The sequence below is a fragment of the Bradyrhizobium sp. BEA-2-5 genome (assembly GCF_032918025.1).
Taxonomy (GTDB): domain Bacteria; phylum Pseudomonadota; class Alphaproteobacteria; order Rhizobiales; family Xanthobacteraceae; genus Bradyrhizobium; species Bradyrhizobium pachyrhizi.
The window spans coordinates 7,548,470-7,575,132 of record NZ_CP136629.1 but is presented as its reverse complement, the minus strand read 5'-3'; the positions used below and the strand labels follow the sequence as shown (position 1 = coordinate 7,575,132).

The 26,663-nt window shown below is 60.7% G+C and carries 17 protein-coding genes and 2 pseudogenes; 8 read left to right on the top strand and 11 right to left on the bottom strand.

What is annotated here, in order from left to right:
• Positions 1 to 145: 145 nt before the first annotated feature.
• A complete protein-coding gene (locus RX327_RS35300; protein WP_152977708.1) occupies positions 146 to 535 on the bottom strand; it encodes a hypothetical protein in 390 nt (129 codons plus the stop codon).
• A gap of 1,533 nt (positions 536 to 2,068) precedes the next feature.
• Between RX327_RS35300 and RX327_RS35295 the strand changes: the two genes are divergently transcribed.
• Positions 2,069 to 4,855 carry a UPF0182 family protein gene (locus tag RX327_RS35295; protein WP_050385607.1) on the top strand — a complete coding sequence of 929 codons (2,787 nt, stop codon included), beginning with the start codon at positions 2,069 to 2,071 and terminating at the stop codon, positions 4,853 to 4,855.
• Positions 4,856 to 5,159: 304 nt separating this feature from the next.
• On the top strand, positions 5,160 to 5,453 hold the full coding sequence (locus RX327_RS35290; protein ID WP_028337056.1) for a hypothetical protein: 294 nt from the start codon (positions 5,160 to 5,162) through the stop codon (positions 5,451 to 5,453).
• Positions 5,454 to 5,688: 235 nt separating this feature from the next.
• Here the strand turns inward: RX327_RS35290 and groL are convergent, their stop codons facing one another.
• The 3 genes from groL to RX327_RS35275 all read right to left on the bottom strand — a co-directional run bounded on the left by groL (position 5,689) and on the right by RX327_RS35275 (position 11,591).
• On the bottom strand, positions 5,689 to 7,311 hold the full coding sequence (groL, locus tag RX327_RS35285) for a chaperonin GroEL (protein ID WP_050385589.1): 1,623 nt from the start codon (positions 7,309 to 7,311) through the stop codon (positions 5,689 to 5,691).
• A 215-nt stretch (positions 7,312 to 7,526) separates the two neighbouring features.
• Positions 7,527 to 8,543: a hypothetical protein gene (locus RX327_RS35280; protein WP_050385590.1), complete on the bottom strand. Its 1,017-nt coding sequence runs from the start codon at positions 8,541 to 8,543 to the stop codon at positions 7,527 to 7,529.
• A 12-nt stretch (positions 8,544 to 8,555) separates the two neighbouring features.
• Positions 8,556 to 11,591 carry a penicillin-binding protein 1A gene (locus RX327_RS35275; RefSeq protein WP_244482279.1) on the bottom strand — a complete coding sequence of 1,012 codons (3,036 nt, stop codon included), beginning with the start codon at positions 11,589 to 11,591 and terminating at the stop codon, positions 8,556 to 8,558.
• Here RX327_RS35275 and RX327_RS35270 point away from each other — a divergent pair.
• Positions 11,590 to 12,168: a hypothetical protein gene (locus tag RX327_RS35270; protein WP_028337052.1), complete on the top strand. Its 579-nt coding sequence runs from the start codon at positions 11,590 to 11,592 to the stop codon at positions 12,166 to 12,168. The two genes, RX327_RS35275 and RX327_RS35270, sit on opposite strands and share 2 nt — an antisense overlap.
• 507 nt (positions 12,169 to 12,675) lie before the next feature.
• On the opposite strand, the pseudogene RX327_RS35265 reads toward RX327_RS35270, so the two are convergent.
• Positions 12,676 to 13,183 (bottom strand): annotated as a pseudogene (locus RX327_RS35265) (SOS response-associated peptidase family protein); the annotation flags it as partial.
• On the opposite strand from RX327_RS35265, the pseudogene RX327_RS35260 reads away from it, so the two are divergent.
• Positions 13,172 to 13,382: pseudogene (locus RX327_RS35260) on the top strand (cystathionine gamma-synthase); the annotation flags it as partial. The pseudogenes RX327_RS35265 and RX327_RS35260 overlap by 12 nt on opposite strands.
• A gap of 421 nt (positions 13,383 to 13,803) precedes the next feature.
• Here RX327_RS35260 and RX327_RS35255 read toward each other — a convergent pair.
• Both RX327_RS35255 and RX327_RS35250 read right to left on the bottom strand, forming a co-directional pair.
• On the bottom strand, positions 13,804 to 14,715 hold the full coding sequence (locus RX327_RS35255) for a complex I NDUFA9 subunit family protein (protein ID WP_028337655.1): 912 nt from the start codon (positions 14,713 to 14,715) through the stop codon (positions 13,804 to 13,806).
• A 123-nt stretch (positions 14,716 to 14,838) separates the two neighbouring features.
• Entirely contained in the window at positions 14,839 to 15,207 is a 369-nt protein-coding gene (locus tag RX327_RS35250; protein WP_028337656.1) for a VOC family protein, read from the bottom strand.
• A gap of 261 nt (positions 15,208 to 15,468) precedes the next feature.
• Here RX327_RS35250 and bfr point away from each other — a divergent pair, with 261 nt between their 5' ends.
• Positions 15,469 to 15,951, top strand: a complete 483-nt coding sequence (gene bfr / locus RX327_RS35245) for a bacterioferritin (protein WP_028337657.1) — start codon at positions 15,469 to 15,471, stop codon at positions 15,949 to 15,951.
• 670 nt (positions 15,952 to 16,621) lie between these two features.
• On the opposite strand, the gene RX327_RS35240 is transcribed toward bfr, so the two are convergent.
• The 3 genes from RX327_RS35240 to RX327_RS35230 form a co-directional block, all read right to left on the bottom strand.
• On the bottom strand, positions 16,622 to 17,467 hold the full coding sequence (locus tag RX327_RS35240) for an SIS domain-containing protein (protein WP_244482281.1): 846 nt from the start codon (positions 17,465 to 17,467) through the stop codon (positions 16,622 to 16,624).
• 164 nt (positions 17,468 to 17,631) lie between these two features.
• Entirely contained in the window at positions 17,632 to 18,588 is a 957-nt protein-coding gene (locus RX327_RS35235) for an N-acetylmuramic acid 6-phosphate etherase (RefSeq protein ID WP_028337659.1), read from the bottom strand.
• Positions 18,589 to 18,607: 19 nt separating this feature from the next.
• Entirely contained in the window at positions 18,608 to 19,546 is a 939-nt protein-coding gene (locus RX327_RS35230; protein WP_028337660.1) for a BadF/BadG/BcrA/BcrD ATPase family protein, read from the bottom strand.
• 119 nt (positions 19,547 to 19,665) lie between these two features.
• Between RX327_RS35230 and nagA the strand changes: the two genes are divergently transcribed.
• Positions 19,666 to 20,841, top strand: a complete 1,176-nt coding sequence (gene nagA / locus RX327_RS35225) for an N-acetylglucosamine-6-phosphate deacetylase (RefSeq protein WP_050385592.1) — start codon at positions 19,666 to 19,668, stop codon at positions 20,839 to 20,841.
• 617 nt (positions 20,842 to 21,458) lie between these two features.
• On the opposite strand, the gene RX327_RS35220 is transcribed toward nagA, so the two are convergent.
• Positions 21,459 to 21,656, bottom strand: a complete 198-nt coding sequence (locus tag RX327_RS35220; protein WP_080667310.1) for a hypothetical protein — start codon at positions 21,654 to 21,656, stop codon at positions 21,459 to 21,461.
• A 936-nt stretch (positions 21,657 to 22,592) separates the two neighbouring features.
• Between RX327_RS35220 and RX327_RS35215 the strand changes: the two genes are divergently transcribed.
• Positions 22,593 to 23,018, top strand: a complete 426-nt coding sequence (locus RX327_RS35215) for a YybH family protein (protein ID WP_028337662.1) — start codon at positions 22,593 to 22,595, stop codon at positions 23,016 to 23,018.
• Positions 23,019 to 23,259: 241 nt separating this feature from the next.
• Positions 23,260 to 26,619 (top strand): adenylate/guanylate cyclase domain-containing protein, encoded by a 3,360-nt coding sequence (locus RX327_RS35210; protein WP_050385593.1) that lies wholly within the window; start codon positions 23,260 to 23,262, stop codon positions 26,617 to 26,619.
• The last annotated feature ends 44 nt before the right edge of the window (positions 26,620 to 26,663 follow it).

The following is a 26,663-nucleotide window of genomic DNA, read 5'->3' as shown; positions in this document are numbered from 1 at the left end:
CCAATAGCTGGCATAAATAGTTTTCATAACGGCGTGGAATATTGCTGCGGTTGGACATCTCTGCCATTCGAAAATCAAGGCGCGGATGCAGTCTGCGGCAGCATTCATTGCCGATAGATCGACTGAGCGCGGTTTAGACTTCCCTTCAGTTTTCCTGTGACCAATATTTGCAATACGGCGGCGCCGAACGCTGCGCATTGCGCCAGCGTCTTACCGCGATGACGCACTGGTCGATGCGCTCGCTGAGGCGTCGGTCGATGGGTGGAAGCGCCTCGGCTTGCCGCGGCGGCCCTACGCGCTCGCGGCCGAATGACTTCAAGTCGGGGGAGTTCGCGAATTGTTTCGACCCGCGCTTCAGTTTCGCCGCGCAGCCGGTGAGGCGCGGATCACCACAATGTCGAGAAGCGCAGCACGCCGTTTGATCAAGAAAAAGGCCGGCGGGCGCTACGCCGCCGACCTCGTCTTGCAGCTGCCGGCTGTCAGGTCCGGTTCCGCTGCATTGCATCTTCCTGGGATCGATTTTGATCCGTAGCATCCTCCGTCTGCTGGAGCCATTGCACGACGGTAGGGTCAAACCCTTACGGAGATAGGCACGCACTGCATCATCCGGTGGAGCCCGCTATCCCTTGGTTTAGGGGCAGCCCATGAGATGCTGCGACGGTCCCGATAACAACACATCTAGGTCGGCGCGGGGACGCGTCGCCGTACTTCGTCGCGCGGGTCAACAGCGAACCATGCGGCCCGCCGCATGTTGGCAGGTCCGAGCCGGGAAAAAGCACCGGTTTGAAGCGAGAAGGCACGAGTAGGCAGGCCTAAACTTAGGTTTGCTCATTCTTAGACAATGTACTGTGCGCGATCGACCTCTGTGCCATGGTTTGGTTGTTCTCTCGTGACTACGCTGGTGCTGTCAATCGCCCGATCTATCGAGCAACAATCGAGGAGTTCCAGCGATGAGAATCATGGATGCAATCGCATTGTCAGCTTTTGCTTGCAGGACGGCTGAGTCAGCCTCCGACTTTGCGAGCGTTGTTCGCAACTTGATTTTGGACGTGCGAGACAGTTACCGGCCCGAGTTGCACTACATGCGTGGCCCTGGTCCGAAATGGCGCGCTAAGCATCAACCCAGTCTGAAATTCGACCTTCGAGCAGTATCACCGGTCGAGCAGCACCAAGTATCGCCATTGCATGTGCGTCGTCGCGTTGCGGCCAACTCCACTCGATAGTCAGGCCGGGTTCACGAAACAAGGAGGCGGAAAACTCATTTTCCGGTCGTAGCTCGAACAGTGGACTTTTGTCTGACGATGCCGAAAACGCCCTATCTTTTAAGGGGGAATGACTGACTCTCTCTCTCTCTCTGCCGCGGTCCCATTGATTCTGATTTGGGTGCGCGTGCGGCTATGCACCTTCGTAGCTTGGCAAAGACGACCGAGCTGGTCGAGAGATCGAGCGAAGTCATCTGCCGCCGGAGGACTTCGCATCGCGTGACGTTGAGCGTCGGCTCTTACACCTCTTGGACCCCCGTTAAGAACCTGACCTTCTTGGCGGGCGTCAACTACGCGACCAGAAATACGCGAGCGGCAGCACCGTAACGCTGCCATTGCAGGCGAGCATCGCAAAGCCCGGTGCTTCTACGAGCTAAAGGATCAACATAGCCTCACGGTGCTACTCCACGCTCAACGCAACCGGTGAATCGCCTGAGAAATCACCAAAACCAGGAAGGAAAGCGAAGCGAACTTCAATGATCTCCAGAAAAAGCCTCCGGGATGTCCTCCGGAGGCTTTTACGTTTCCGCTCACAAAAACCATTGCGCCGGGAGTGGACGCCCTTGCCTACCACGGGGAAATCGGTAGGTAAGCCACGGCAGGAGATAAAATTATGGCGTAATTTCAATGATATAAGAGTTCACAGCTTTATTCCGAATGGCGTGCCAAATCCGCGCCATTTCATAACCTTGTCCGACGCGGCTCCGCCGCGGGAGCGTGACCTCGCGCCGGCCGCTTTGCACTCCGTGTTGTCCCGGTCCCAATCAAGCGGGCGGGCGCCCCTCATTTGCGCTATGATTGCCGCCATGACGATCGGGATTACCGGACCCGAACGGAAGGCACCACGACAAAGTGGCGTGGTCAGGCTGATCGTTGCGATCATTGTCACTGTGATCTGCTTGATCCTGCTCGCGCTCGCGAGCGATTTCCTGGTCGACTGGCTGTGGTTTTCGTCGGTCGGCTATGTGCAGGTCTTCTGGACAACAATCGGCGCCAAAGCCGCCGTCTTGGCTACGGTCTGGACGGCAACGGCCCTCATCCTCGGGGTGAACGGGTGGCTCGCGCTGCGTTTGGCCGGCAAGCGGTCGACACAGGTTGCCGCGGCTTCCGTCGGGCAGGTCGCGGGCAGCGCGCCGCCGGATCCATTTGCGCAGTTGTTCGATCGACTGCCGTGGCCCGCGATCGCCGCAGGCGGGGCAGCCTTGCTCGCGCTGCTCGTCGCGGCGGCCGAAGTCGGCTATTGGGGCATCTTCCTGAGGTATCTCTATCAGGCGCTCTATGGCGCAGACGATCCGCTCTTCAACAAGGACCTCGGCTTCTACCTGTTCTCGCTGCCCGCCTATGTTCTGGTCAAGAACTGGATGCTGCTTACACTGGTCCTGAGCGCGCTCTTCGCCGCAACAATCTATTGGGCTCGCGGCGATATCGAATACGACGTTCATCACCGGTCGATGTCGCCCATGGCGATTGCCCACGGTTCGGCATTGCTTGGTCTTCTCTTCGCGGTGAAGGCCTGGTCCTACGCTCTCGACCGCTATCTGCTGCTCTACGGCGACAACGGCGTCGTCGTCGGCGCAAGCTACACCGATGTCCAAGTGGGGTTGCCGGCCCTGTGGCTCATGATCGGGCTCTCGATCATCGCGGCGCTCGTCGCGTGGGCAAATGTGCGGGCGCGCAGCTACCGGCTTCCGGCGGCGGCGGTCATGCTCGTCGTCACCGGCGCCCTGGCATTGTCCGGCATCGTCCCGGCGCTGTTCCGGCAATTCGTCGTCAAACCAAGCGAGCTGGAGCTGGAGAAGCCCTACATCGAGCGCAATATCGCGCTCACCCGGCAGGCGTACGATCTCGACAAGATCGTAACCAAGCCCTTTGCCGCCGAACAGAAGCTCACCTTCAGGACGCTCGACGCCAACAAGGCGACAATCGATAATATCAGGCTGTGGGACTGGCTGCCCTTGTCGGATACCTACGCGCAGCTGCAGGAGATCCGCACCTACTACAAATTCCATGATCTCGACGTTGACCGCTACTGGCTCGACGATTCCTACCAGAGTGTGATGCTTTCGGCGCGCGAGCTGCGCTCCTCGCTGTTGCCGCCAAATGCGCAGACATGGGTCAACCGCCACGTGCTGTTCACCCACGGCAATGGCGCGGTGATGAGCCCAGTCACCCGCAAGAGCACTGAGGGGCTGCCGCTGTTCTATTTGCAGGACATTCCGCCGGTTGCGGACGGAGGCCCCAGGATCGTCGAGCCGCGCATCTATTACGGCGAGGAGAGCGACGACTACGTCATCGTCAAGGGAAGTGCGCCAGAGTTTGATTATCCGAAAGGCAAGGACAACGCCTATGCGCGGTATGAGGGCGCCGGCGGCATTCCGATCGGCTCAGTGGCGTGGCGAACGCTGTTCGCGTACTACTTCAACGACCCGAACCTCTTGCTCTCGAACTACATCACGCCGGAGAGCCGGATCATGATCCGGCGCAATATTCGGGAGCTGGTACCCGAGATCGCGCCGTTCCTGAGGCTCGATCATGATCCCTATCTGGTGATCAGCGGCGGGCGGATGTTCTGGATGCAGGACGCGTATACGACGAGTTCCTATTTTCCGTCGACGCCGCCCGTGCATGATTTCGATCTCAACTACATCAGGAATTCGGTGAAGGTCGTCATCGATGCCTATCACGGGACCGTCGATTTCTATTTGATGGATCCTGCGGACCCGATTGCCGCGACCTACGCGCGCATCTTTCCGCAGCTGTTCAAGCCGTTCGCGGCGATGCCCGCGGATTTGCAGAAGCACATTCGATATCCGGAGGACCTGTTCCTGATTCAGGCGCGGCTGTTCCAAGCCTACCACATGGAGGCCGCCGAAGTGTTCTACAATCGCGAGGATCTCTGGCAATTCCCGCGCCAGCCGGGCAGCGGCGGCGGCACCTCGGTGATGAGCCCTTATTACATCATCATGCGGTTGCCCGGCGAGGCGCGGGCCGAGTTCTTCCTCATGGTTCCGATGGTGCCGAGCCGCCGCGACAACATGATCGCGTGGCTTGCGGCGCGTTGTGACGCGCCCGACTACGGCAAGCTGATCGTGTACGAATTCCCGAAGGAGAAGCTCGTCTACGGGCCGTTCCAGATCGAGGCGCGGATCAATCAGAACACGGAGATATCGCAACAGCTAACATTGTGGAATCAGATGGGCTCGCGGGTGATACGTGGGGCGAACCTGCTGGCGATTCCGATTGAGAACTCGATCCTTTACGTATCGCCGCTCTATTTGCGCGCGGAGTACGGGCACTTGCCGGAGCTGAAACGCGTGATCGCGGCCTATGACGAACATGTGGTGATGAAGGAGACGCTCGGCGAGGCCTTGTCGGCTCTATTCGTCGAGCCTGGCGCGGCGCGGCCGGTCTCGAGTACGAATGAGGAAATACCTGTCACAGGCCCGTCGACGAGTCAGGCAAGGGACGCGCTCGATCGCTACAATAAGGCCGTTGAACGATTGCGGTCAGGTGATTGGAAGGGCTTTGGCACGCAGTTCGATGCAATGCGCGAGCTTTTGGAGGAAATGAACCGGCGTTCCACCGGCCGCTAGGGCGTCAATTTCTTGAGTTGGACCCTGCCTCCAACCCGGAAATTGCGAACGCGGGTAATTTCGGTGACGGTGCATTCAATATAGCAGGGCGAGATCGGAGGCGGTGAGGACAACCCGAACGCCTGACTGGCAGCCGCGGGCCCAAGCCGGGTTAGAGCACCAGATCACTAGTCGAGTACCTGCCGCGCTCCTATTCTCAGTCGTCATTCCCGGCCTTATGTATTCGACGACGAGCACCAGCGCGACGGTCACTGCGATATGGTTCGCCCGCCGGCGATGCTGGTGAAACCAAGGGAGTTAATCGATGAGGTCACTCCTGTTGCTCACGGCCAGCGGTCCGTTGCTGGTCCTCACATCCCACGAACTACTGGATGACAAGCTCCTTGGTGAGCTCAAGGCCAAGGGCATCGGCAAGTTTGTCGCCTTCGATGTTCCGCTCGGTCTCGCGAAGGAACGCTATGGTGGGCATTTCCACGCGGTCGAGAGCGATTTGCACGAAACAGACGACTTGAGGATACTCGATTTCAATGGCCAGCGGATCTTTCAGTTGTTTCGTTTCAATGAGCTCGGTGCCGCAATTTTGCAAGAACAAGCCTGAGGTCCAGGCACCCGTCTGGTTCGTGCAGGATGCGTTGAGCTTTTGAGAATACCCATCGCGGCGATCCCGAGATCCCGGCGCAATATGCCTCGCAATCGCGTTCTGCAGCCGCCAGCCAGCGGCTCGTTACCGTCGGAGCACGGCCCGAAAAAAGTGTGAAGCGGCTTTCCGAGACGATCGTGCCCGAGCACAGAACCAAAGCACGACAAGGATTTCATTCGAAATTCATCGCTCCTTAGAAGTCGGGTAGCGGCATAGGCGCATGCGTCTCGGTCTTCTTCGGCTTTTCGGCGACCAGTGCTTCCGTCGTGATCAGGAGCGCAGCGATGGAGGAGGCATCCTGCAAGGCGGTGCGCACGACCTTCGCAGGGTCAATCACGCCGGCGTTCACCAAGTCCTGGTAGTCGCCGGTCGCGGCATTAAAGCCCCAATTGTAGTTGTCGTTCTCGAGCACCTTGTTGACGATCAGCGAGCCATCTTCGCCCGCGTTCTCGGCGATCTGGCATGCCGGCGCCCGGAGCGCACGGCGCACGATCTCGACGCCCGCCTTCTGATCGGAGTTGGCCGTCCTGATACCCCTAAGCGCCTTCTGCGCTCGCAGCAAGGCGACCCCGCCGCCGGGAAGAATGCCTTCCTCAACCGCCGCGCGCGTCGCATGATGGGCGTCGTCGACCCGGTCCTTGCGCTCTTTCACCTCAATCTCGGTTGCGCCGCCGACGCGGATCACCGCAACTCCGCCGGCAAGCTTTGCCAGGCGCTCCTGCAGCTTCTCGCGATCGTAGTCCGATGTCGTGCCCTCGATCTGGCCCTTGATCTGCGTCATGCGCGCTTCGATATCCTTTCTCGCGCCGGCTCCGTTGACGATGGTCGTGTTCTCTTTCTCGACAATGATCTTCTTGGCGCGCCCGAGCGTGTCGAGCGCGACATTCTCGAGCTTGACGCCGATCTCGTCGGAGATTGCGGTGCCCCCGGTGAGGATCGCGATGTCTTCCAGCATCGCCTTGCGGCGATCGCCGAATCCCGGCGCCTTCACCGCGGCGACTTTTAAGCCGCCGCGCAGCTTGTTGACCAGCAGCGTTGCAAGCGCTTCGCCTTCGACATCCTCCGCAACGATCAGGAGCGGCTTGCCCGATTGCGCCACCGCCTCGAGCAGGGGAAGCACGGTCTGAAGTGTGGACAGCTTCTTCTCGTGGACAAGGATATAGGCGTCTTCGAGCTCGACCCGCATCTTTTCGGCATTGGTGACGAAATAGGGCGAGATGTAGCCGCGGTCGAATTGCATGCCTTCGACGATTTCGAGTTCGGTGCTGAGGCTCTTTGCCTCTTCCACCGTAATAACGCCCTCATTGCCGACCTTCTTCATGGCGTCGGCGAGGAACTTGCCGATCTCGGCGTCACCATTCGCCGAGATGGTGGCGACCTGAGCGATCTCTTCGTTGGCCGTCACCTTCCTGGCATGAGACCTCAGGTCGTTGACGATCGCGTCCACCGCGAGATCGATGCCGCGCTTGAGGTCCATCGGGTTCATGCCGGCGGCGACCGACTTGGCGCCTTCCTTGACAATGGCTTGTGCGAGCACGGTTGCGGTCGTCGTGCCGTCGCCCGCGATATCGCTGGTCCTGGAGGCGACCTCGCGCACCATCTGGGCGCCCATGTTCTCGAACTTATCCTCCAGCTCGATCTCCCTGGCGACGGTAACGCCATCCTTGGAAATGCGCGGCGCACCGAACGGTCTTTCGATCACCACATTGCGTCCCTTGGGGCCGAGCGTGACCTTGACGGCACTTGCCAGAGTATCAATGCCCCGCAGCATCCGTTCGCGCGCTTCAGTTGCGAACATCACGTCCTTGGCAACCATGATGCGAACCTCCTTTTTTCTCCTTCCATTCCTTCCGGCTCCGCAAGCGTCTCGAGCCGCCTTCGAGCCAGTGCCTTGGTCGTCTGTCGGCGACCGCTGGATCATACAACAATTTCAATCATGTAAGAGTTCGCATTTTTGTTCCGAGTGGCGCGCCAACCTGCACGATATTCCGCGATCGGAGTCCCGATCGGGAGTGCCAGCCCCATGATCGACTAATCCTGCTCATTCCCGCCCATCATGTCGGCGATCGCCTTGATGCGGCTTCTGGCGTACTTCGGCAGGCCGGCGCTCAGCGAATCACCGCTGTTGAAGGAGCTCTTGCCCATCAGCAGCTGCGCCGGCACGAGATTGCGCAGCATGGGTGTATTGCTATATTCCCTTTGCTTGTTCAGCACGTCGTTCCTGACCGCAACCAGGATGTAGACCGTCGCGATGGCGGCTTCCGGCTCGGTCGGATGCCGTTGCAGAACCGCAAGCAGCTTGCCGAACTGGATAACCTGGTTGACCCAAAAGATGTTCTGCTCGAGCGCGCTGGTGACTGTGGTGTCGAGCTCTGTCAGGCCCGGCAGCTCGGCAAGGTGCGGCTGCGTGATCAACATGATCTCACTCTGGAACTCGATGAAATCCGGAATTGGCTTTTTGCTCTCGTCGCGCAGCTTGTTGGCAAGCTGAATGCCCGCCGGAATTTTCCCTTCGAACATGTAACGGGACTGCGCGCAGATTGCCTTCGCGTCCGCGCACCAGCGGCGATCCGGCGGACGATTGTGCGCGGCGACCCCGTCCTTGTTGGGAATAGCATCCCCCGCCACGATCGGCCGGTGCTTGACCGCCGGATCGATCTGCTCGAGGAACGCGATATTCGCATACCGCGACAGATCCAATGTGGCTGCCGGTCTTGGAAGTCGAAACCGCGCTTCTCCCAGGTAGACCGAGAGCTTCAGCTTCGTTTGTTGGTTGAGCGTGGGCTCAACGAAGCCTGGGAAGAGCGAGAGAAAGCGCCGCTGAACCGGGCGCGAGCGAGCCCAATCTTCGAAAGGAATGAGTCCGCTCGAGGAGTCCGCGAGCTTATCGTTGCGTTGGTCGGCGAAGATGACGGTGCGCGGTTTGATCTGCGCGATCGGAACGCTGGCGGCTGCGGGCACGTCCTCCAGCTGGAATTTCTGCGCCGCCGCGCCCGTGCAAGCGGCCACCCAGGCGGCGATGAGGACAGCGGCACAGTGGAGTCTCATGGGCGTCAATGCTCAATTTAGCCGCCACCAGAAATAATCGGGATCGACTCGGAGCGGCGGTCGCGGGAGGCGATCCTCGGCATCGGGATATCCGCGCCAGGAGGGATATTCGCGCGGACCAAGACGCCAGGTCGGGTACGGAAAGGGCGGCTGGTTGTCGCCGTAAGGGTGGTTGTCGTAGGACCACTGCCGGAATGGCCCGGTGTAGCTTGCCGCACGCGAGACGATCCGAAATTGCGTATCATTGGTTCTGCCTGACGGATCCCGCTTGAAGTACTCGGTGAATGCGCGCCCGGAGCCGGCCGGTGCGGGATCGCCAGTATAGGGATCGATCGACAGAGTAACGAGCTGATGCATGGCTTCGCGGGAAGGGCCGTTCAACACCGTCTTGGGCGCGTGCAGCTCCCATGCTGCCTGCACGATCGGCTCGAACATCGGCAGCGCCACTTTTGCTCCGGTCTGGCCACGCCCGAGGGTGCGGCGTCCCCCGTCGCCGTTGTCGTAGCCGACCCAGATCGCGACGGTGACGTCATTGGTGAAACCGACGAACCAGGCATCGGCCCAATTATCAGTGGTACCGGTCTTGCCGCCGACATAGGGCGAGAGATGCTTCACCGTGTGCGCGGTTCCGCGAGCGAGCACGCCCTGAAGCATTGATTTCAACTGGTAAAACGATGCGCGGTCGGCGGAGCCGATCCAGTCCACCGCACGCGGATCGCGCCGGTAGATCGCGCGGCCGTCCTGTTCGATCGTCTCGATCGCATGGGGCTGGGGCCGTGCGCCTTCGTTGGCGATCGCTGCATAAAACGCCGCAAGGTCGATTAGCCGCACGGTTTGGGCGCCGAGCACGAACGGGTAATAGCGCATGCATTCCTTGTAGAGCTGCGCTTCCATCGCGAGCTCGCAGACCCGGTCGAGGCCGTGCTCGGCGCTGTCGTCGAGGCCGGTCGCGAGCAATTGCGCGGTGGCGAGATTCCGCGAGTTTTCCAGCGCACGCCGCAGCGTAATGGCGCCCGAAGCGCCGCCGTCGTAGTTCCTCGGCGACCAGAAACCGCGCTGGCGCGCGGAGCCCGTCGCGCCGATCGGTGCCAGCGTAATGGGTTCGTCCATCACCAGCGTGTTGGGCTGCAGTCCCTTTTGTAGGGCGGCGAGGTAGGTCAGCGGTTTCAAGGTGGAGCCGGGTTGCCGCAGGCTCTGGACGACGCGGTTGAGCTGGCTTGCCGGATACGAAAAGCCGCCCGCCATCGCGAGAATGCGGCCCGTTTCGTTCCCGAGTACAAGCGCCGCTCCCTGCACGGTCGGTCGAATGCGCAGATCGGCACGCGCCACTTGCTTGCCCTTGGCTTCGCCCACCTGAACATAGACCACGTCGTACGGCTTGAGACCGCGCCGGGTCGCGGCGCTCCAGGTGTTCAGCGGCAGGATGCTTCCGTCGGTCAGACCGACGTTGATCGCATCGCCGCGCTTGCCACGCGTATTCTCCAGGACGACCGCCGCTTCCCAGTGAACGTCATAGAGCGGTAGCCGCGTCGTCTTCAACGCCACGAGCCAGGCCGGTTCCGTTACCGTCAGGTTTGCCGCAATCTGACGGACAGCATCGGAAATGTTCGCCTCGGGTCCCTCGAACTTGTAACGACCGCTGTTCAGCTCGTACCGCGCGAGGCCTTCCTGCAATGTTGCCTCAACTGCGCGCTGCAAGGCCGAGTTGACGGTCGAGTGCACCGTGTAGGAGGAACTGGTGAGACTATCGAGGCCCGCGACCACCTTTGCCTCGCGCGCGATGTGATCGACGAAGTGAAAGCCAAAGTCCAGGCGCGTCGGCCGGTACTCGACGAGCTGCGGCAATACTGGTTGCGCCGCGGCGGCGTCGATCATGGCGTCGTCCTGCATGCGGGCCAGCACGTAAGCAAGGCGCTCGCGCGCGCGCTCATGGTGGTGGTCGGGATTGAAGTAGTTCGGTCCCTTGGCGAGCCCTGCGAGCAGCGCGCCCTCGACTGCGGAGAGCGCCTTGGCTGGTTTGCCGAAATAGCTGCGCGCCGCCATCTCGATGCCCCAGGCCCCGCGACCGAGATAAATCGAGTTGAGATAGAGTTCGAGGATTTCCGCCTTGGTCAGGGCGCGCTCCATCCGCGAGGCTACGATCATTTCCCGCAGTTTTCTTTCGTAGGTGATGTCGTTGCCCACCAGCAGGTTCTTGGCGACCTGCTGCGTAACGGTCGAGCCGCCCTGCGGCCGTCCCGGGTGCGTGAAGTTGCCGATGAAGGCGCGGACCAGTCCGCGCTCGTCAATGCCGGTGTGTTGGAAGAAGCGCTTGTCCTCGGCGGCGACAAATGCATTGCGCACTGCTTCCGGGATATCCGCAAGCTTGACCCAGATGCGGCGATTGTTCGGGACGTAAATCTCAGCAAGACGCTCGCTCCTGCTGTCGAGGACTATGCTGGTGCCAGGAAGCCTGAGGTGCTTAAGCTGCGCGACGTCGGGCAGATCCTTGACCGCGCTGTTGTAGAAAGTGATGACCTGACCAAGATCGACCGGAGATTCTTCCGTTTTTTCGACCTTGCAGAACTGCCTGTAGGCCACGTGGAGGTCGGCCAGCTTCAGTCCTTTGAGTGCCTTGATCTCGCTGCTCAATGCCTCCTTGTCGTCCATGGCGGTGGCAATCAGATCGTCTAGGTTGATGTCCTCGATGTCGAAAGCCTTGCGCATGTGGGCGCAGCCGGCACTCAAGAGCTCCGCCACCTCGGAGCGGTCACGTACCGCATCAAACTCCGTCTTGACCCCATCCGGCCGGGTACTGACCTGGCTGAAGGCCAGCGCCGTGGCGAAGATCTTGATGAGAATCGAGTCCATGACCTGCTGCCGGTCAAAAAAACCGTCCCGTGAGGTCCCTTCTTGTAGAACAATACTAAACAAGGCTGTTTCGAGGAAAAAGTTCCCGAGACGCTTCCGCCGCTTCCCGGCCTTGAGCACCGCTCCGACCTGGCCGGGCCGCGGAACCAACGCTGCGGTCAGTGCGTTTTGGAAATACCGCATTGGCAGCGCACTCATGAACGCCTCTCTTCCCGTCGTACTTGCCGCGGCGCTCCTCGGCGCCGCCATAGCCACGATGCCTGCGGACGCTGCTCCTCGAAAAAAGAACACGCGGGCACTTGCCGCGGTGCCCCCTGCAGCTAGCGCCGCTCAGCCCCCTGCGGACAGATTTTTGGCCTGCGACGTCCGGGTGCGCGACTATCTTCGCGAAGGCGGAGCGGCGATACGGGTGACCAAGATCGAAGTGGACGATGCCCGACTGCAGTTGAACATTCATCATGAGTACGGAGAGGCGGGAAAGTCGTCTCGAAAATACCTCCGCGGGGACAATGAAGAAGAAATGCGCAAGAATCTGCGTGGAATATTGGATGAGTTCGCTGCGGCTGCGAAGGCCGCAGCGGCTGGTCGCGCTTGGTATGTGATCGCTGCTCGCAAGGTCATGCCGGAGCTCCGCGACAATTCGGGCGACACCACGAGTCCGTGGACGGCCATCGTCCTCGCGGATTTCGATGGAAAATGCAGACCCATCACGTTCTATCAGACGGTCGAGCGGAACAAGCTCGATCCTGAACTGAGCAAGAAATTGGATGAGTGAAGTTTTGCGCGTGAAGTGATTTGCAGTCGTAGCGACCGCACCTGGACTCCATGAGAGGCGTGGTGAGGATGCTCAATTCAAGATAGCGCTAAATCGGCAATTGTGTGTGCTGTCGGCGGTGAGTTTGCCGTATTGGCGGCGAGGCTCGGGTTTCGCGCCTAGAGCATGATCCGGAAAAGTGCGAAGCGGTTTTCCGAAAATCGCCATTCAGCTTTGAGATCGCGATAAGTTCCGATCGTTCGTCAGGCATTCAAAAGCTCCCAGAGGGAGCGCTTCGCGTAGCTATTGAACGAATGACTTGCCTGACGGCGCAAGAGATATTTCGTATTGTCGTACGTTTAATTGGCTTGGACTCGCCGAATTGGGCTCACCGATCACTTTGCCTCGTCCGAGCAGTAGGATGGCCTCCGGCCCGCGCGGATGCAGGCCCGAAAGATCCCGCCCAAATGCCGCGGCCGGCAGCTTGTGCTTTACTTTGGGCGTCGGCGACGAGACGCCACCACGGCCTCATGGTGACACCAAGATATCTTCCTTCGCCTCACCGCGTGCGACGATCACTAGCGCATCGTCGGTCAACGGACGCCGCAGCGCCTTGGCCTCGTCCCATGGCGCGCGCATCCAGACATCGCGCTCCTCGTCGGTTGTTAGGACCGGCATCGCCTTGGGATGGATCGGTGCCACGACTGCATTCGGCGCCGTTGTCAGGAAACCATAGACGAGGTGGGCCCGGGGATCGGTTAGGACTTCGTCCAGCGGTCACCCTTGAACTCGGTCCAGATGCCGGCGAAGGCTGTCAGTGGCCTATCGTTTTTCAGCGCGAACCAGACGGCGTCCTTTTTCTTGGTCTCCGGGTTCGGCTCCGGGGCGTATTCAGCGAAGTTGTTGAACGGCACCAGGCACCGATTTTCCGGCTTCAGCCAGCCGCGCCAGTGCGGCGATGATGTGTTGCGGATGTTCGTGACGGGGGTCCGCCCGTGCGCGGTGGAGGCGGCAGGCCGGTGCGTTGCCGAACGATGCCTTCGGTGTTCAGGTGCGGAGGGACGCGACCTCATCACCGCGACATATGCGCATATCGGCCCGGAAGTCGCGGATACCGCAAGGCGGTTTGCGCGCAACAATCTCGCCTGTAGCAACTGCCATCTCGCAGCCGGAACGAAGAGTTTGGATTGCCGATGTCCGGCCTGTTTGAATTGTTTCCGCAATACAGTGCAAGGAACCGCGCAAACAGGCCGAACACATGGCCGCTCCGACCAACGCCGCAGGCGTGAAGAAAACCCTTGCCCGGAGCCGTCCACACATGGCCCAAAGCGTCCGGCCTCGATGCTTGCTTTGCCTTCTGCTGCTGGCGGTAGACCGGACGTCCGTGCGGCATGAACCAATCGACGCTCATGACCCATCGCGTCATTTCGCGGCGACGCCGCACTCCAGTCGCTTTCGGACTGAAGCGGATACAGAGCCACGCTCACCAATCCTGATTTAGAGGTACGCGTCCAAGGTCAGTTGACCCCGAACTACCTGCGGCTGCCGACGGCGCGCAGCCATATTGCCGCCGTCGAACGCCGGATACGCCATCGCGTCCTGTAACAGCAGCGCGCGAACCCGCCATCTGAAGCGGATTTAACCGATGAGCCCTCGTCATCCGCACTTTGACAGCATCTTTTGGAGTATTGCCTCAACCGGCTGCGGCGAAATCCCAAGTTCGACAAGGCCAGGCGACGACACGGTATCGATCTGCATCAACTCCACCTGATTGCGCGTGAGAATCGGGTCCGGGAGTATTTCGGAAGCCCATGCCAGCGCGTGCCAAACGGCGAGCGGGATCGGGACCAGGATGGGCGCGAGGCCAGCCTGATGCGCGACGATTCGGACCAATTCTTCGTAGGAATAAACGCGAGGGCCGCCGCACTCGGAGATCGTCGGTTGCGTCTCGGCTCGCTGGATGATCCGGACAGTCGCCTCCGCCACATCTTCCACATAGGCCGGCTGCAGTTTCATCGAGCCGCGGCCGAACATCGGATAGATCGGCAGTCGCCGGAGAAGATTGAGGATGGTCGTAAGAAACGCATCGTCCGGTCCGAACATGACGGCGGGTCGGACGATTTGCGCGCCGGCAAACGTAGCCCTGACCACCAGTTCACCTTCGCCGCGCGCTCGGATGTACCGCGATTGAGACGCGGCATCGGCGCCGATGCCTGACAAGTGAACGAGTCTTTTGACTCCGGCCCGGTGCGCCTGGGCCGCGACCCGTTGGGCGGACTCGACATGAACGGAATGAAACGTCTCGCGCCCGTGCTCGACGTAAAGGCTGACGGCGTTGACAGCGGCATAAGCGCCGGCAAGCGCATTTGCGACGGACCGTTCGTCGTGAATGTCGGCCTGGACGAACAGAAGTTGGGAATCATGCGGTCCAAACTGACTGCGCCCGCGATCTGGATGCCTTGACGCGATCCGGACGGGAAACTCGTGATCGCGCAGATGCTGAACGATGCGGCGGCCGAGAAATCCGGTTCCGCCGAATACAGTGACGGTGCGACCGTTCGTTGCCATCCTTTGATCTTTGCTCGAGAGAACGCGCCATAGCCCGAGCCGAAGCTGACGTCAGGGCGATGGCCGTCTGTCGGAACAATACCCTTTCGCAGCGACAGTTGGAATGCAGGCCGCTTCGAACCGCTATTGGACGGAAGCCCGATGCAAAGGTCGAGCGAAACTGAGTTCGTGGCCGTCGGGGTCAGCTAGGTGGAAGAAGCGCTCACCCCATTCGGCATCGCGGGGCACAGTCGCCGGCTGGTAACCCACCGCGAGCGCGCGTTCGTAAAGTGCGTCAACATCGGTGACGTAGAAGATGACCCGACCCCACCAGGACCAGCGCCGTTCGGCGGGCTGGTCGATGAGGTTGAGGTAGCTCGGACCTGCTCGAAAGCTAGTGAACGACGACCATTCGCCGCCATGCAGGACCTCAAATCCCAGGGCTCGGTAGAATCGGACAGCTCGCGGCATGTCATGGGTGCCCAGCGTGAGCGCGCTTATCCCCTCGATCATGGCCAGAACTCCCTGTTCTACCTCCCTACGCTTTTGAAGTCGCGGCGCAGAGATTAACCTCTCATGTGTGTCGAACGGTGAGCAAGTCAACGCCGAGCGCCCCTTTCCTTGCGTCGCCGCTCACGGCGAGCGGTAGATGCCCCAAGCTGCTCGAACCGAAAGCGCTGACGCTCTAAACTCTCCATCGCGTCGGCCAAACATCAAGTCCAGGCGCCCACACAACCAATCGATCCCAGTGGCACCCGCGAAAAGGAGCGGAGCATGAAGGGCGATAAAGACGTCATCGAATACCTCAACAAAGCGCTGCGCCACGAGCTCACCGCGGTGAACCAGTATTGGCTGCACTACCGCCTGCTCGACAATTGGGGCTACAAGGTGCTGGCCAAGGCGTGGCGCAAGGAATCGATTGAAGAGATGCAACATGCAGACAAGCTCATCGAACGCATCATCTTCCTCGATGGATCTCCCAATATGCAGACGCTGGAATCCCTCCATATCGGGAAGACCGTGAAGGCCGTGCTCGATAGCGACTTGCAAGCCGAATTGTCGGCGCACTCCCTCTACGCTGAAGCTGCGACCCATTGCCATCGGGTCAAGGACTACGTGACGCGGGATCTGTTTGAGCAACTCATGCACGATGAGGAAGAGCATATCGATTTTCTGGAAACCCAGATCGAACTCGTCGCGAGGATCGGACTCGAGCTATATGCCCAGCGTCATATCGGAGAGCTCGACCAGGACTAAAGTGCCAACGACTGCTTTCGGCCCAAATGCGAAGTTGCGGCCAACGGCGAGTACGTCCGGTTATGGGGGGAAAGCGGAAGTGAATGGCCGATTGTTAAGACGGCGCGATTGACCCCAACCGGAAGGGATTCAACGGCACTCAAGCAGTCTGCTCTTATGAATTTGTTTGGCCTCAACCTGGCCTGGATGAACGGATGTCCCTCAAACCGACCCGAACGACCTTAGCGGACATGGCAGCTCCCTGTGGCGCGACTATCGTTGTAGCGGATCATTGAGTTACACTCAGAAGCTCTCGGTTTGCTATTCGGGCATTCCGCCAGAGAAAAATCCGATTGCGGGTCCAGTGCTGGTTTGAGCCGGCAATTGTCGGAATGGCCATCTTCCCGCGATATTACGCGTCGCTTGATTGCGGAGCGCGAGCCCCCACGAACGAAAAGTGCACGTATCTGGTGCGGCTTCTGGTGCGCCGGTGGTGCTGCAGGCAACGAGAACGAAGTAAGCTATTGATCTCCTTGGTGGGCCCGGCAGGACTTGAACCTGCAACCAGACCGTTGTAAGCGGCAGAATAGCGATCAGCTTCGTCGCCCTTGCCGCGCATTCGGTCGCTTCTGCTCGCGTTTGTTACGTTTTGACGATGTCGCTCCCGCTTTGGTCGCCAGCCAGCGATCAGTCAAAACGTCTCGGTAACCTTGCTCAGGCGAGGGGGACGATCCGGGTCAAATCCGCGCGCGCATGCCGCCTGCTCGATCATCCGGTAGGCCGGAACGAGCATGGTGATCGGGTCGGTGGCGGGGTCATCCTCGACCAACCAAGGCAGCGAGCCAAGCGGTCCGCCGCAGAGATGCAGCGCGATCTTTTGCTCGCGCAATTCCTCTGCCAGTGCGTCCACCGTGGCCGCCGTTTCATCCATGACACGCATCATGACAACTGGCGTGCGCGACGATAACGCGGCACGTGGCCCATGCTGCAGTTCGGCGGCACTCAGTCCGATGGAGGGCAGGCGCATGATTTCCGAAAGCTTGAGCGCGATCTCCCTCGCCGAGCCCAGGCCCAGGCCCCGAGCCGCCACAAACACAGCTGATGCCTTGACGAGATCATCGGCAATCTCCGACCAGTCGAGCGCCAGCGCGCGGTGCAGGCGCTCGGGCAGCCGGTCGAGGGCTGACCGCAGCGCACGATCTTGCGCCAACTCGGCAACCAGTCCGGCACTGGCGGCCATCGAGCCGATCACGGTCTTCGTCGCCGCTACGGAGTGTTCTTGACCGGCTTCGATCGGAACGACGAATTCCGCTTCGTCAGCCACCGGCGACGACGTCGCATTGACGATGGCAATCGTGCGTGCGCCCGAGGCTCGTGCCGACTTGGTCGCTGCGACGAGATCCGGGCTGCGCCCGGATTGCGAGATCACGATGAACAGCGCATCGCGCAGCATCAAGGGTGTGCAAAATGCCGTGACCACCGAGGGAGCACTTGCTGAAACGGGAAGGCGAAGCCGCGTCTCGACAAGATACCTCAAGAAAACTCCGGCATGCCCGGAGCTTCCCCGACCACACACGACGCACAAGGGGGCGGAGTCAATCCCAATCCGCTGTGCGATGTCGCGCGCGGCGGGTCGGCTGCGAACAATGTTAGCGACAACATCCGCGCTTTCCCCGATTTCGCTCGCCATCGCGGATATCGTCATGGCTCAACCACTCCGCCTCGGCCGCGTCCCGCCGCTCCCTTTGGGAGTCGGTCACGATGCGAGTCACGATTCCTGGCGAGTTCGACAAACACTTGCCGAAGGTTGCCGTCACAGTTCTCCAGAACGGTCTCCGCATCAACCCTGTCGACACCGAGCGCCAGAAGGACTGCGATCTTGATGTCTCCCTCGGCCTGCTCGAGCGAGCGTGCCGCGTGCGACGGATTACAGCGCGCGATTTGCGCCACCATGGCCTCGGCGCGCCGCTTCAGCTTGGCATTGGTCGGCGGCATGTTCACCATCATGCCGCGATATACCCGGCCAAGGCGCAGCATGATCCCTGAGGAGATCAGGTTGAGCACGACCTTCTGCGCGGTGCCCGCCTTCATCCGCGTGGAGCCGGCGATCAGCTCTCGGCCGGTCTCGACCAGGATCGGAAACTTTGCCGATGCCAGCAGTGCGGTGCCGGGATTGTTGGCGACACCAATCGTTACTGCATCGAAAGACCCTGCCTGCTGCAGCGCCGCGACCGTGAACGGCGTTGTGCCGCTGGCGGCTACCGCAATCACCACGTCGTGCGGCGTGAGCCGTGCGGCGCTGATCTGCGTGACTGCATCATCGACATCGTCCTCCGCGCCCTCGATGCTGGTGACGAACGCGCTGTCACCGCCGGCAACGACGAAGCGGACGCGCTCGCGGGGCCAAGCGAAGGTCGGCGTCAGCTCGGCCCCGTCCTGGACCGCCACGCGGCCTGACGTGCCAGCGCCGACATATACAATGCGACCGCGGTCGCCCAACACCGTCTTGGCCGCTTCGGCTGCCGCAGTGATCGCGGGAAGGGCATGGCCGATCGCGGCGACCGCCGCAAGCTGGCCCTCCCACATCGCTTCCATCGCTGACGTCAGCGACCATGCATCAAGGTCGGCAAATCTGGGATCGACTTCTTCGGTGGCCATATCCGTGATCCAAGCACCATCAAACGCGGAACTTCGAAGCCTGTTCATGGTCAGTTTCTCTCTTGGGCGGGTCCAGCTTGCGCAGGTCGAGCCGCCCTCGGGCCACAAGCAGCGCGCCGGCCGCTGCGTCGGCGTCAGGACGCCTCAGGCGGGCGCGCAGATCAGGCGTTAGCCAGGGCGTAATCGCATCCGCGAGCCCGCCCACCAGCGCGAGCCGGTCAATTCCTTTAGCCAGGAACAGATCAAGCAGATCGCCAATGGCATCGGCCGCGCGTTCGACAATGCGGCGACCGACCGGATCGCCCTGATTGGCGTGCCGCATCACGGTCGGCGCGAACGCGGCGTAGTCGGTGGCCCGGGCTTCTTCAGACCACGCCACGGCCTGATAAGGATCTTGATCGAATGCGCCCAGCACCTCTGCAAGCAATGGTGTCAGCTCGCCGCGGCGATCCGCGGCCCGCAGCGCCAGTCGAACGACCTGCAGGCCAATGTCGGCGCCGCTGCCTTCGTCCGAGACTGGGAAGCCGTAACCGGCGATGCGGATCTCGCTGCCGCCAATCAGGCCGACACCCACCGAGCCCGTGCCGGCCACCACGATGGCCCCGTCCGCGCCGCTATGGGCGCCGAGACAGGCAGCTAGGCCATCGCTGACGAAGATAACGGACGCAAAGGGATGCGGGATCTCTTTGAGCGCCGCTTCCGCGCCCCGGCGACCAATGCCGGCGAGGCCAATTCCGGCGTGCATCCGCGCGAAATCCTCGCGCGTCAGTTCGGACTGTGCGGCCGCCGCTTCGGTGGCCTCCATGATGGACCGCCAGGCCCTGTCGAAGCCAATACGGGTCGTGGCAGGCCCCGAGCTCGCTTCACCGAGTACCCTGCCGTTTTCGTCCTCGACCCGGGCGCGGCAGCGGGTTCCGCCCCCATCGATGCCGAGATAGGTGGTACCTTTTGTTTCCATTAGAAGTTAACGCAAGGATTTAGCTCCGGGTCCCCCAAGCCCGTTGTGTACATATAAGGACCTGTACAGCACGGGACTCGCCTCACGAGTCCGTGATTGCCATTCTCGGATCAGCACTTATGGGCCAAGCTGGGTCTTCCGTGGTTTTCTCGATTGCAGCGCAGCACATCTTTGATGGTGCCGACATGCGCGGGCCGGGGTCGGTCAGGATATCGGAGGGGCGGATCGAAGGCATTACCGAGGAGGCGCGCGCCTCGATCCACCTTCCTCGGGATGCGATACTTGCACCCGGATTCGTCGATGTTCAGGTGAACGGAGGCGGCGGCGTTCTTCTCAACGACCAGCCAACGGAGGCCGGCGTTCGCCGCATCGTCGAGGCGCACCGCAAGGCCGGCACCACGGGCTGTTTGCCAACCCTCATCACCGATCGAAGCGAGGTCATCGAACGATTGGCTGTAGCAGCTCAGGCGTGCCTCGAAATTCCTGGCGTGCTCGGCTTTCATCTGGAAGGTCCGGCCCTCAACAGGTCTCGCAAGGGCATTCATCCGGAAGCCGAGATACGCGTGCCCGATCGGTGCGATCTCGCCGCCATTAAAAGCTTCGGGGACCGCGGTCGCTCCATGGTGACCTTGGCACCGGAATGCGTGCCCGCGTCCATGATCGATGAATTGATCGGCGCCGGATTGCGTATCGCGGCCGGCCACAGCGACGCCACCGCAGCCGAAATCGGGCAGGCGGTCGATCGCGGCGTCTCGGGGGTGACCCATCTGTTCAATGCCATGTCGCAGTTAACCGCCCGAGAGCCCGGCTTGGTGGGTGCCGCGCTGGGAGATGACCGGTTGTTTGCAGGGATCATCTGCGACGGCATCCACGTTGACCGCGCCTGCTTGCGTGTTGCCTTGCGCTGCAAGGGACGCGATCGATTGACACTGGTTACCGATGCCATGCCATTGGCGGGCACGAGCGACCGGCAATTCCTGCTACAGGGAAGGGAGATCACGTTGCACGACAATCGCCTGACTGACCGGGATGGCACGCTCGCGGGCGCTCACCTCACCATGATCGAGGCGGTGCGCAACGCTGTTGCGCTCATCGGAATCTCCCTTGTCGATGCTCTTATCATGGCTTCCCGGACGCCCGCGGCATTTCTGGGCCTTGGGTCCGAGCTTGGACGGATCGCGCCCGGATACCGCGCGGATCTTGTCGCCTTTAATCCGAACTTTGAGGTCGTCGGCACATGGATAGGCGGTGTCGGTTCGATGGGTGAGGCGAACAACGCTTCCGAGCGGGGTTAGATGCGCAACCAGCCCAAGCGGGGGGAGTGTGAGCGCCAAACCTGACAGGGGCCTGACGAGTTATCTGCGCCAGTAGACTGCGTGGTGCACGTCGCCCGGCAATTACGCCCTAGTCAGTGCCCGAAGAACAACCACAGCAGGATGATCACAGGAATTGGTACGCCCAAAAGCCAAAGCAAAACACCTCGTCCCATCGCGCTTCCCTCCGTTGTTTATTCGCGCCAATGGCAACTACGGAAGACGCGGCCACGTTCCTAGCCGGCCGATCGCGTCGTCATCACCGCCGAGCGAAGGTGAAGGGCTGATAACGGTAGTCATCCCTTAATGATGAGGCGCCCCAGGAACGCATTGCAGGCCCGCTCGGCTTCAGCGAACGAACTGAAGGGAGACCCGGATACGTGAGCCGCTGGCATATTCAGAAAGTCGGGGCGATATGATGCAACAAAGCCCGGCTCTCCATGCAATCCAGGTCCACTCCGGCTCTCGTTGCTGATGACGAATGAATAGTCGTCGCTGCTTGCGATCCATATCTCCAGTTCAGTATCGACTCGGCGGAAGTGTAGGGCCATTTCACCCTCCACAAACTTTGATCCTCCGTGATCATCCACATGGGACGCTTAGCCCGCTCTTGTGCGGTTGGCCGCTTCAGCCTCCCGCGCCAGCCGTTCGGCCTTTAGGCGCTCTCGATTATCGTGGATCGCTTTTTGCGCTTTGGCGTAATCCGTCATAGCATCCTTCGGCCTGACCGTTTTGAATGCCTTGTTTGCTTCGCGTTCCGCGGCCGTCGGCGCCCGTCGGTCTCGGTCTTTAGCCATTGTTGACCTCCCATTTGGGCTAACTAGTCAACGCGCGGAGCTAGCTTTCGATCCTATCAGCTCGGCCCACGGTCGGCTCGAGGATCTTCGACACCAAGCGCTTTGAGCCACATGGCGCCAATCGGCGCGGTCGCTATCCTGCACCGAAACCCCGTGAACAAACAGCGATAAAGGTGGTCAATCAGGATCGAGTTTCATTGCTCTTGTTGATTGTTTCGGTCGCTGATTACGTTCCGGACGTAGGGTCCTGGGGCGGCAATGGCAGCTGAAACGCTCCTACAAGGCTGATATGAACCTTTGGCTCTTCATCGTTGGGATAGGCGACTGAAATTGCAGCAGATGCGAACGCCCTCCGAGCGCACCATAATCCTAAAGCGATACGTCGTCGCTATGGGCTTCACATTGGCCAAGCATCCGGCTCGAGAATTGGTGCGCGAAGCATTTGCTACCATAACGCACGAGATGCGCCCACTGGTACCTCTGAGCGACAGCGAAAAGGGACTTAGTGCTAAGCTACATGTCTGCTTGTCGAGCGATAGGCGGCAATCGTCTCTTGGGACACCGTCAGTTTTTGGACCCGAAGCCGACATCAGCGCTTGGTGAGGCGCCGTGACTGCCTCAAACGTGCCAGCGCTATGCGCAGGCGGTTGCAGGATGGTGGCGCTGCCTCCTGCGTAGCGGTCCCACATTTCTTTTCTTCTAGATCCTCGACCAGCTCGAGCCCAGCACGCATCGGATCGTTCGCAATCTCATTGGGATCAAAACCGCTCAGGTCGCTGGTGAGGCGCGCAGCGCTGGTTAGTCAATGTTGCTGACGGTAATTCCCCGGAATTGCTGGCGCGCCGAACCCGGTCTGGGATGCCTCATTCAACGCATCCGCTTCTTGTCAAGTCAACGTCCGCCCTGCATTCGCATCGAACATATTTGGAGATGATCATGCGTAGCATAGCCTTGATGATTGCATTCGTGATCTCGTTTACCGCACCGGCTTTGGCTCAAAAAGCCGAGATCGAGGCCATCAATGCGAAATGGATTGAATTGTTCAACAAGGGCGACTTCTCTGGAGTTGCGTCACTCTACAGCACGGATGCGACCGCATTCCCGCCAGGTTCTGCGATGGTGCACGGCCGATCAGCCATCGAGGCAATGTGGAAAAGCATGGCGGAACAAGTTGGCGATCCGAAGCTCGCAACCCTTGACGTTAAGCCCCTTGGCCCATCCGCGGCGCGCGAGATTGGGACGTTCGCCCTCAAGACCAAGGGACCGACACCGAAGGATGTGACTGGAAAGTATGTCGTGGTTTGGGAGAAGGTCGACGATGATTGGAAGCTGACCACCGACATCTGGAACGAGGGCAACTAGGCATCTCTGTTCATAGCTGTGCTTCGCGCCAAACGCGGCTTTACGTTGAGTTGGCTATTGCACGGTCGAAGGCGCGCGCGCGATCGGGGCCTCATGGCATCGCTTGGCAGTGCCCACCTTTCGCCGGAGCCAATGTGTTAAACTGGCTGAGATGTCTCGCGATCGGTGCTTCCATTTGCAGATGTGCCTTCGCAGGTCTCTGCAATATGCTACTCATATCCCTATTGGCCATAGGTATACCATGACAGGTATTGCAGAGTGGCTGGCATCGATCGGTTTGGGAGAGTACGCCGATCGTTTCGCAGAGAACGCCATCGACCTCTCGGTCGTCGGCGATCTCACGGAGCAGGACCTCAAGGACCTCGGCGTCCTGCTTGGGCACCGACGCAAGATGCTGCGCGCGATTGCGGCACTTGAGGATGATGTCGCTGAATCGGACCAAGCGGCTGCCAAACCAGCGCCGCGAGACAGCGCCGAGCGGCGCCAAATCACGGTCATGTTTTGCGATCTGGTGGGCTCGTCCGCACTTTCGGCCCGGCTGGACCCGGAGGACTTGCGCTCGATAATCGGCGACTATCACGCCTGCATCGCTGAGGTTATCGCCCGGAGTGAGGGCGTTATCGCGCGCTACATGGGGGATGGCGTGCTTGCCTATTTCGGCTACCCCCTGGCGCACGAGGACGATGCCGAGCAGGCGACACGCGCGGGGCTGTCACTGGTCGATGCCGTGGCCAACCTTCAGGCAGATATCGGCACCAAGCTGCAGGTTCGCGTTGGCATCGCTACCGGTATGGTCGTCGTGGGCGATCTGATCGGCGAAGGCGCCGCCAAGGAGCAGGCGGTGATCGGTGAGACACCGAATCTGGCTGCTCGTCTGCAGCAGTCCGCCGAGCCCGGTACGGTGCTGATCTCCGAGAGTACGCGCCAGCTCACCGAAGGATATTTCGAATACTGCGATCTTGGCTCCATCGCGCTGAAAGGATGGGCCGAGCCAATACCTGCCTGGCAGGTGCTCGGGACGACTGGAGTGGAAAGCCGCTTTGAGGCTCAGCACAGGACCCGATTGACGCCCTTGATCGGGCGAGACGAGGAGATCGAGCTGCTGTTGCGGCGCTGGCAGCATGCCTCTTCGGGCGAAGGTTGCGTAGTGGTTCTAACTGGCGAGCCAGGTATCGGTAAGTCGCACATCGCGCTGGCGCTTCAGGAGCGGCTCCAAGCCGAACCACACATTACGGTCCGCCATTTCTGCTCGGCGCACCATACCAACAGTGCGTTGTATCCGTTCATCGACAATCTCGAACGTGCTGCCCGGTTCGAAAGAGGCGAAGCGCCGACGGAGAAGTTTGCCAAGCTTGAAGCTCTGCTGTTGCGGTCTGGCGCCGACGCAGATCGTGTGGTGCCGGCTCTAGCAAACCTTCTGTCGCTGCCGATCAGTGATCGTTACCAGCTGCCCGAGCTCAGTCCGCAGAAACGCAAGGAGATGACGTTGGCGGCATTCTCGGCTCAGCTCGAAGCGTTGGCTGCGCGGCAGCCAGTATTCATCATCTTTGAGGATGCCCATTGGTCGGACCCGACTTCGATGGAGCTGCTCACGATTACACTGGAGAAGGTGCCACGACTCCGAGTGCTGCTGCTCATCACCGCGAGACCAGAGTTCACGCCGCCCTGGCCTGGTCATGCACATGTGACGACCGTCTCGCTTACACGGCTGAACCGACGCAACGGGGCGGCATTGATCGAGCGCGTCACGGCAGGCAAGACGCTCCCGGAGGAGGTCTTGGACCAAATCCTCGCTCGCACCGACGGCGTGCCCCTGTTCGTCGAGGAACTTACCAAGGCGGTGCTCGAAACCGGCTTACTGCAGGAGCGAGACGACCATTACGTGGTCAGCGGTCCGCTACCCTCGATGGCGATTCCAACGACATTGAACGCATCGCTGATGGCTAGGCTCGACCGATTGGCCCCCGTGAAGGAAGTTGCTCAGATCGGCGCCGTTGTGGGGCGCGAGTTCTCGTACGAACTGCTGAGCGTGGTCGCCAAGCTGCCAAGGCAACGGCTTGAGGAGGCGCTTGCCCAGTTGGTTCAGGCGGAGTTGATATTCTGCCGAGGCGAGATACCCCGGGCGGTCTACACCTTCAAGCATGCGCTCGTGCGGGACGCTGCCGAAGCGGGACTTCTGAAGAGCCGACGCGCAGCGCTGCATGCCGCCGTCGCCAACGCTTTCGAGCAACGATTCCCGGAAATTGTGGAGTCTCAACCCGAGACTCTCGCACTCCACCTTACCGAGGCGGGATTGTTCGAAAAGGCGGGAGAATATTGGCTCCAGGCAGGCAAGAAAGCGGCCATGCGCTCCGCCAACCTCGAAGCGATCGCACACTTGCGCAAAGGCATTGAGGTCTCGGCCCATTTGGCCGACGGTGCACTTAAGGACCGGCTGGAGCTTGATTTCCGGTACGCGCTCGGGCCCTGCCTCATTGCCAGCCAGGGGCCGGCCTCGCCCCAGGCGGTGGCGACCTTTGCGCGAGCGCGCGAGCTGTGCCAGCGGCTCGGAGATCCCCCCGAGCGACTACAAATCATGTTTTGGTTGACCACCGCGAGCGTCATTCGTGGCGAGTTGCCGGTCGCCGAGGAAATGATCTCGGTGTTGCTTGATCTTGCGGAGGGTCGGGGCGATCGACCAACGTTGCTCAACGCGATGCGTGGGCAGGGGATGATACGCCTTTTCATGGGAAATCTCGTAGATGCCCAGGAGGTGATCGAACGGGCCTTCGAAGCGTTCGAAGCGAGCAGCGAGCATGACAGATTGGCGGCGCGTGCTGCCGGCCAGGATGCGGGTGTGGCCGACCTGGCTCTGATGTCATGGGCGCTCTGGCTGCAGGGCCGTGCTGATACGGCACTCGCGCGTGTAAATGCCGCCCTTCAGCGTGCCGACGTCATCAGTCATCCGCATTCGCAGGCCTATGGATGCTATTATGCATCCATTCTCCACGCTCTTCGGGGTGACTTCCGAAAGGCACACCGCTATGCCGATCGTTGTCTCGCCTTGTCGGAAGAACTCGGATTCCGGCAGTGGCGAGGATTGGCTCGCGCCATCCGGGGGATAAGCGCCACCTTCCTTGATCCTTCGTCCGCTGCGCTCGAGGAAATCCGCACGGCGATGAACGAATATCGCGGCGCGGGCTATCAGCTTGGCATCACAGCACTCTATGTGCTCCTGAGTGCGGCTTTGTTGTCGAGCCATCAAAGCGAAGCTGCGCTCGAACTGATTGAGCAGGGTCTCGCTACAACCGCCCGCAATAGCGAACGGATATTTGAGGCCGAGCTGTATCGATTGAAAGCGCGCGTATTGCTCGTCCGCGATGCACCGGAGGCCAGCACCGATGCACGATCACTGCTCGATCACGCATTGACAACTGCAAAAAGCCAACGCGCCAAGGCCCTTGAACTTCGAGTAGCAGTAGACCTCGCCAACTTGTGGATCGATCAGGACAGAACCAGCGAAGCGCTCGACCAGCTCGTGCCCATCTATGGCTGGTTCGTCGAGGGTCTTGAAACGCAGGATTTGAAGCAGGCAAAGGCATTACTCGACCGACTGCGGTAATTCCGCCTGGACTGCGGATATTGGAGCTTGGCTCAGCAGGTCGG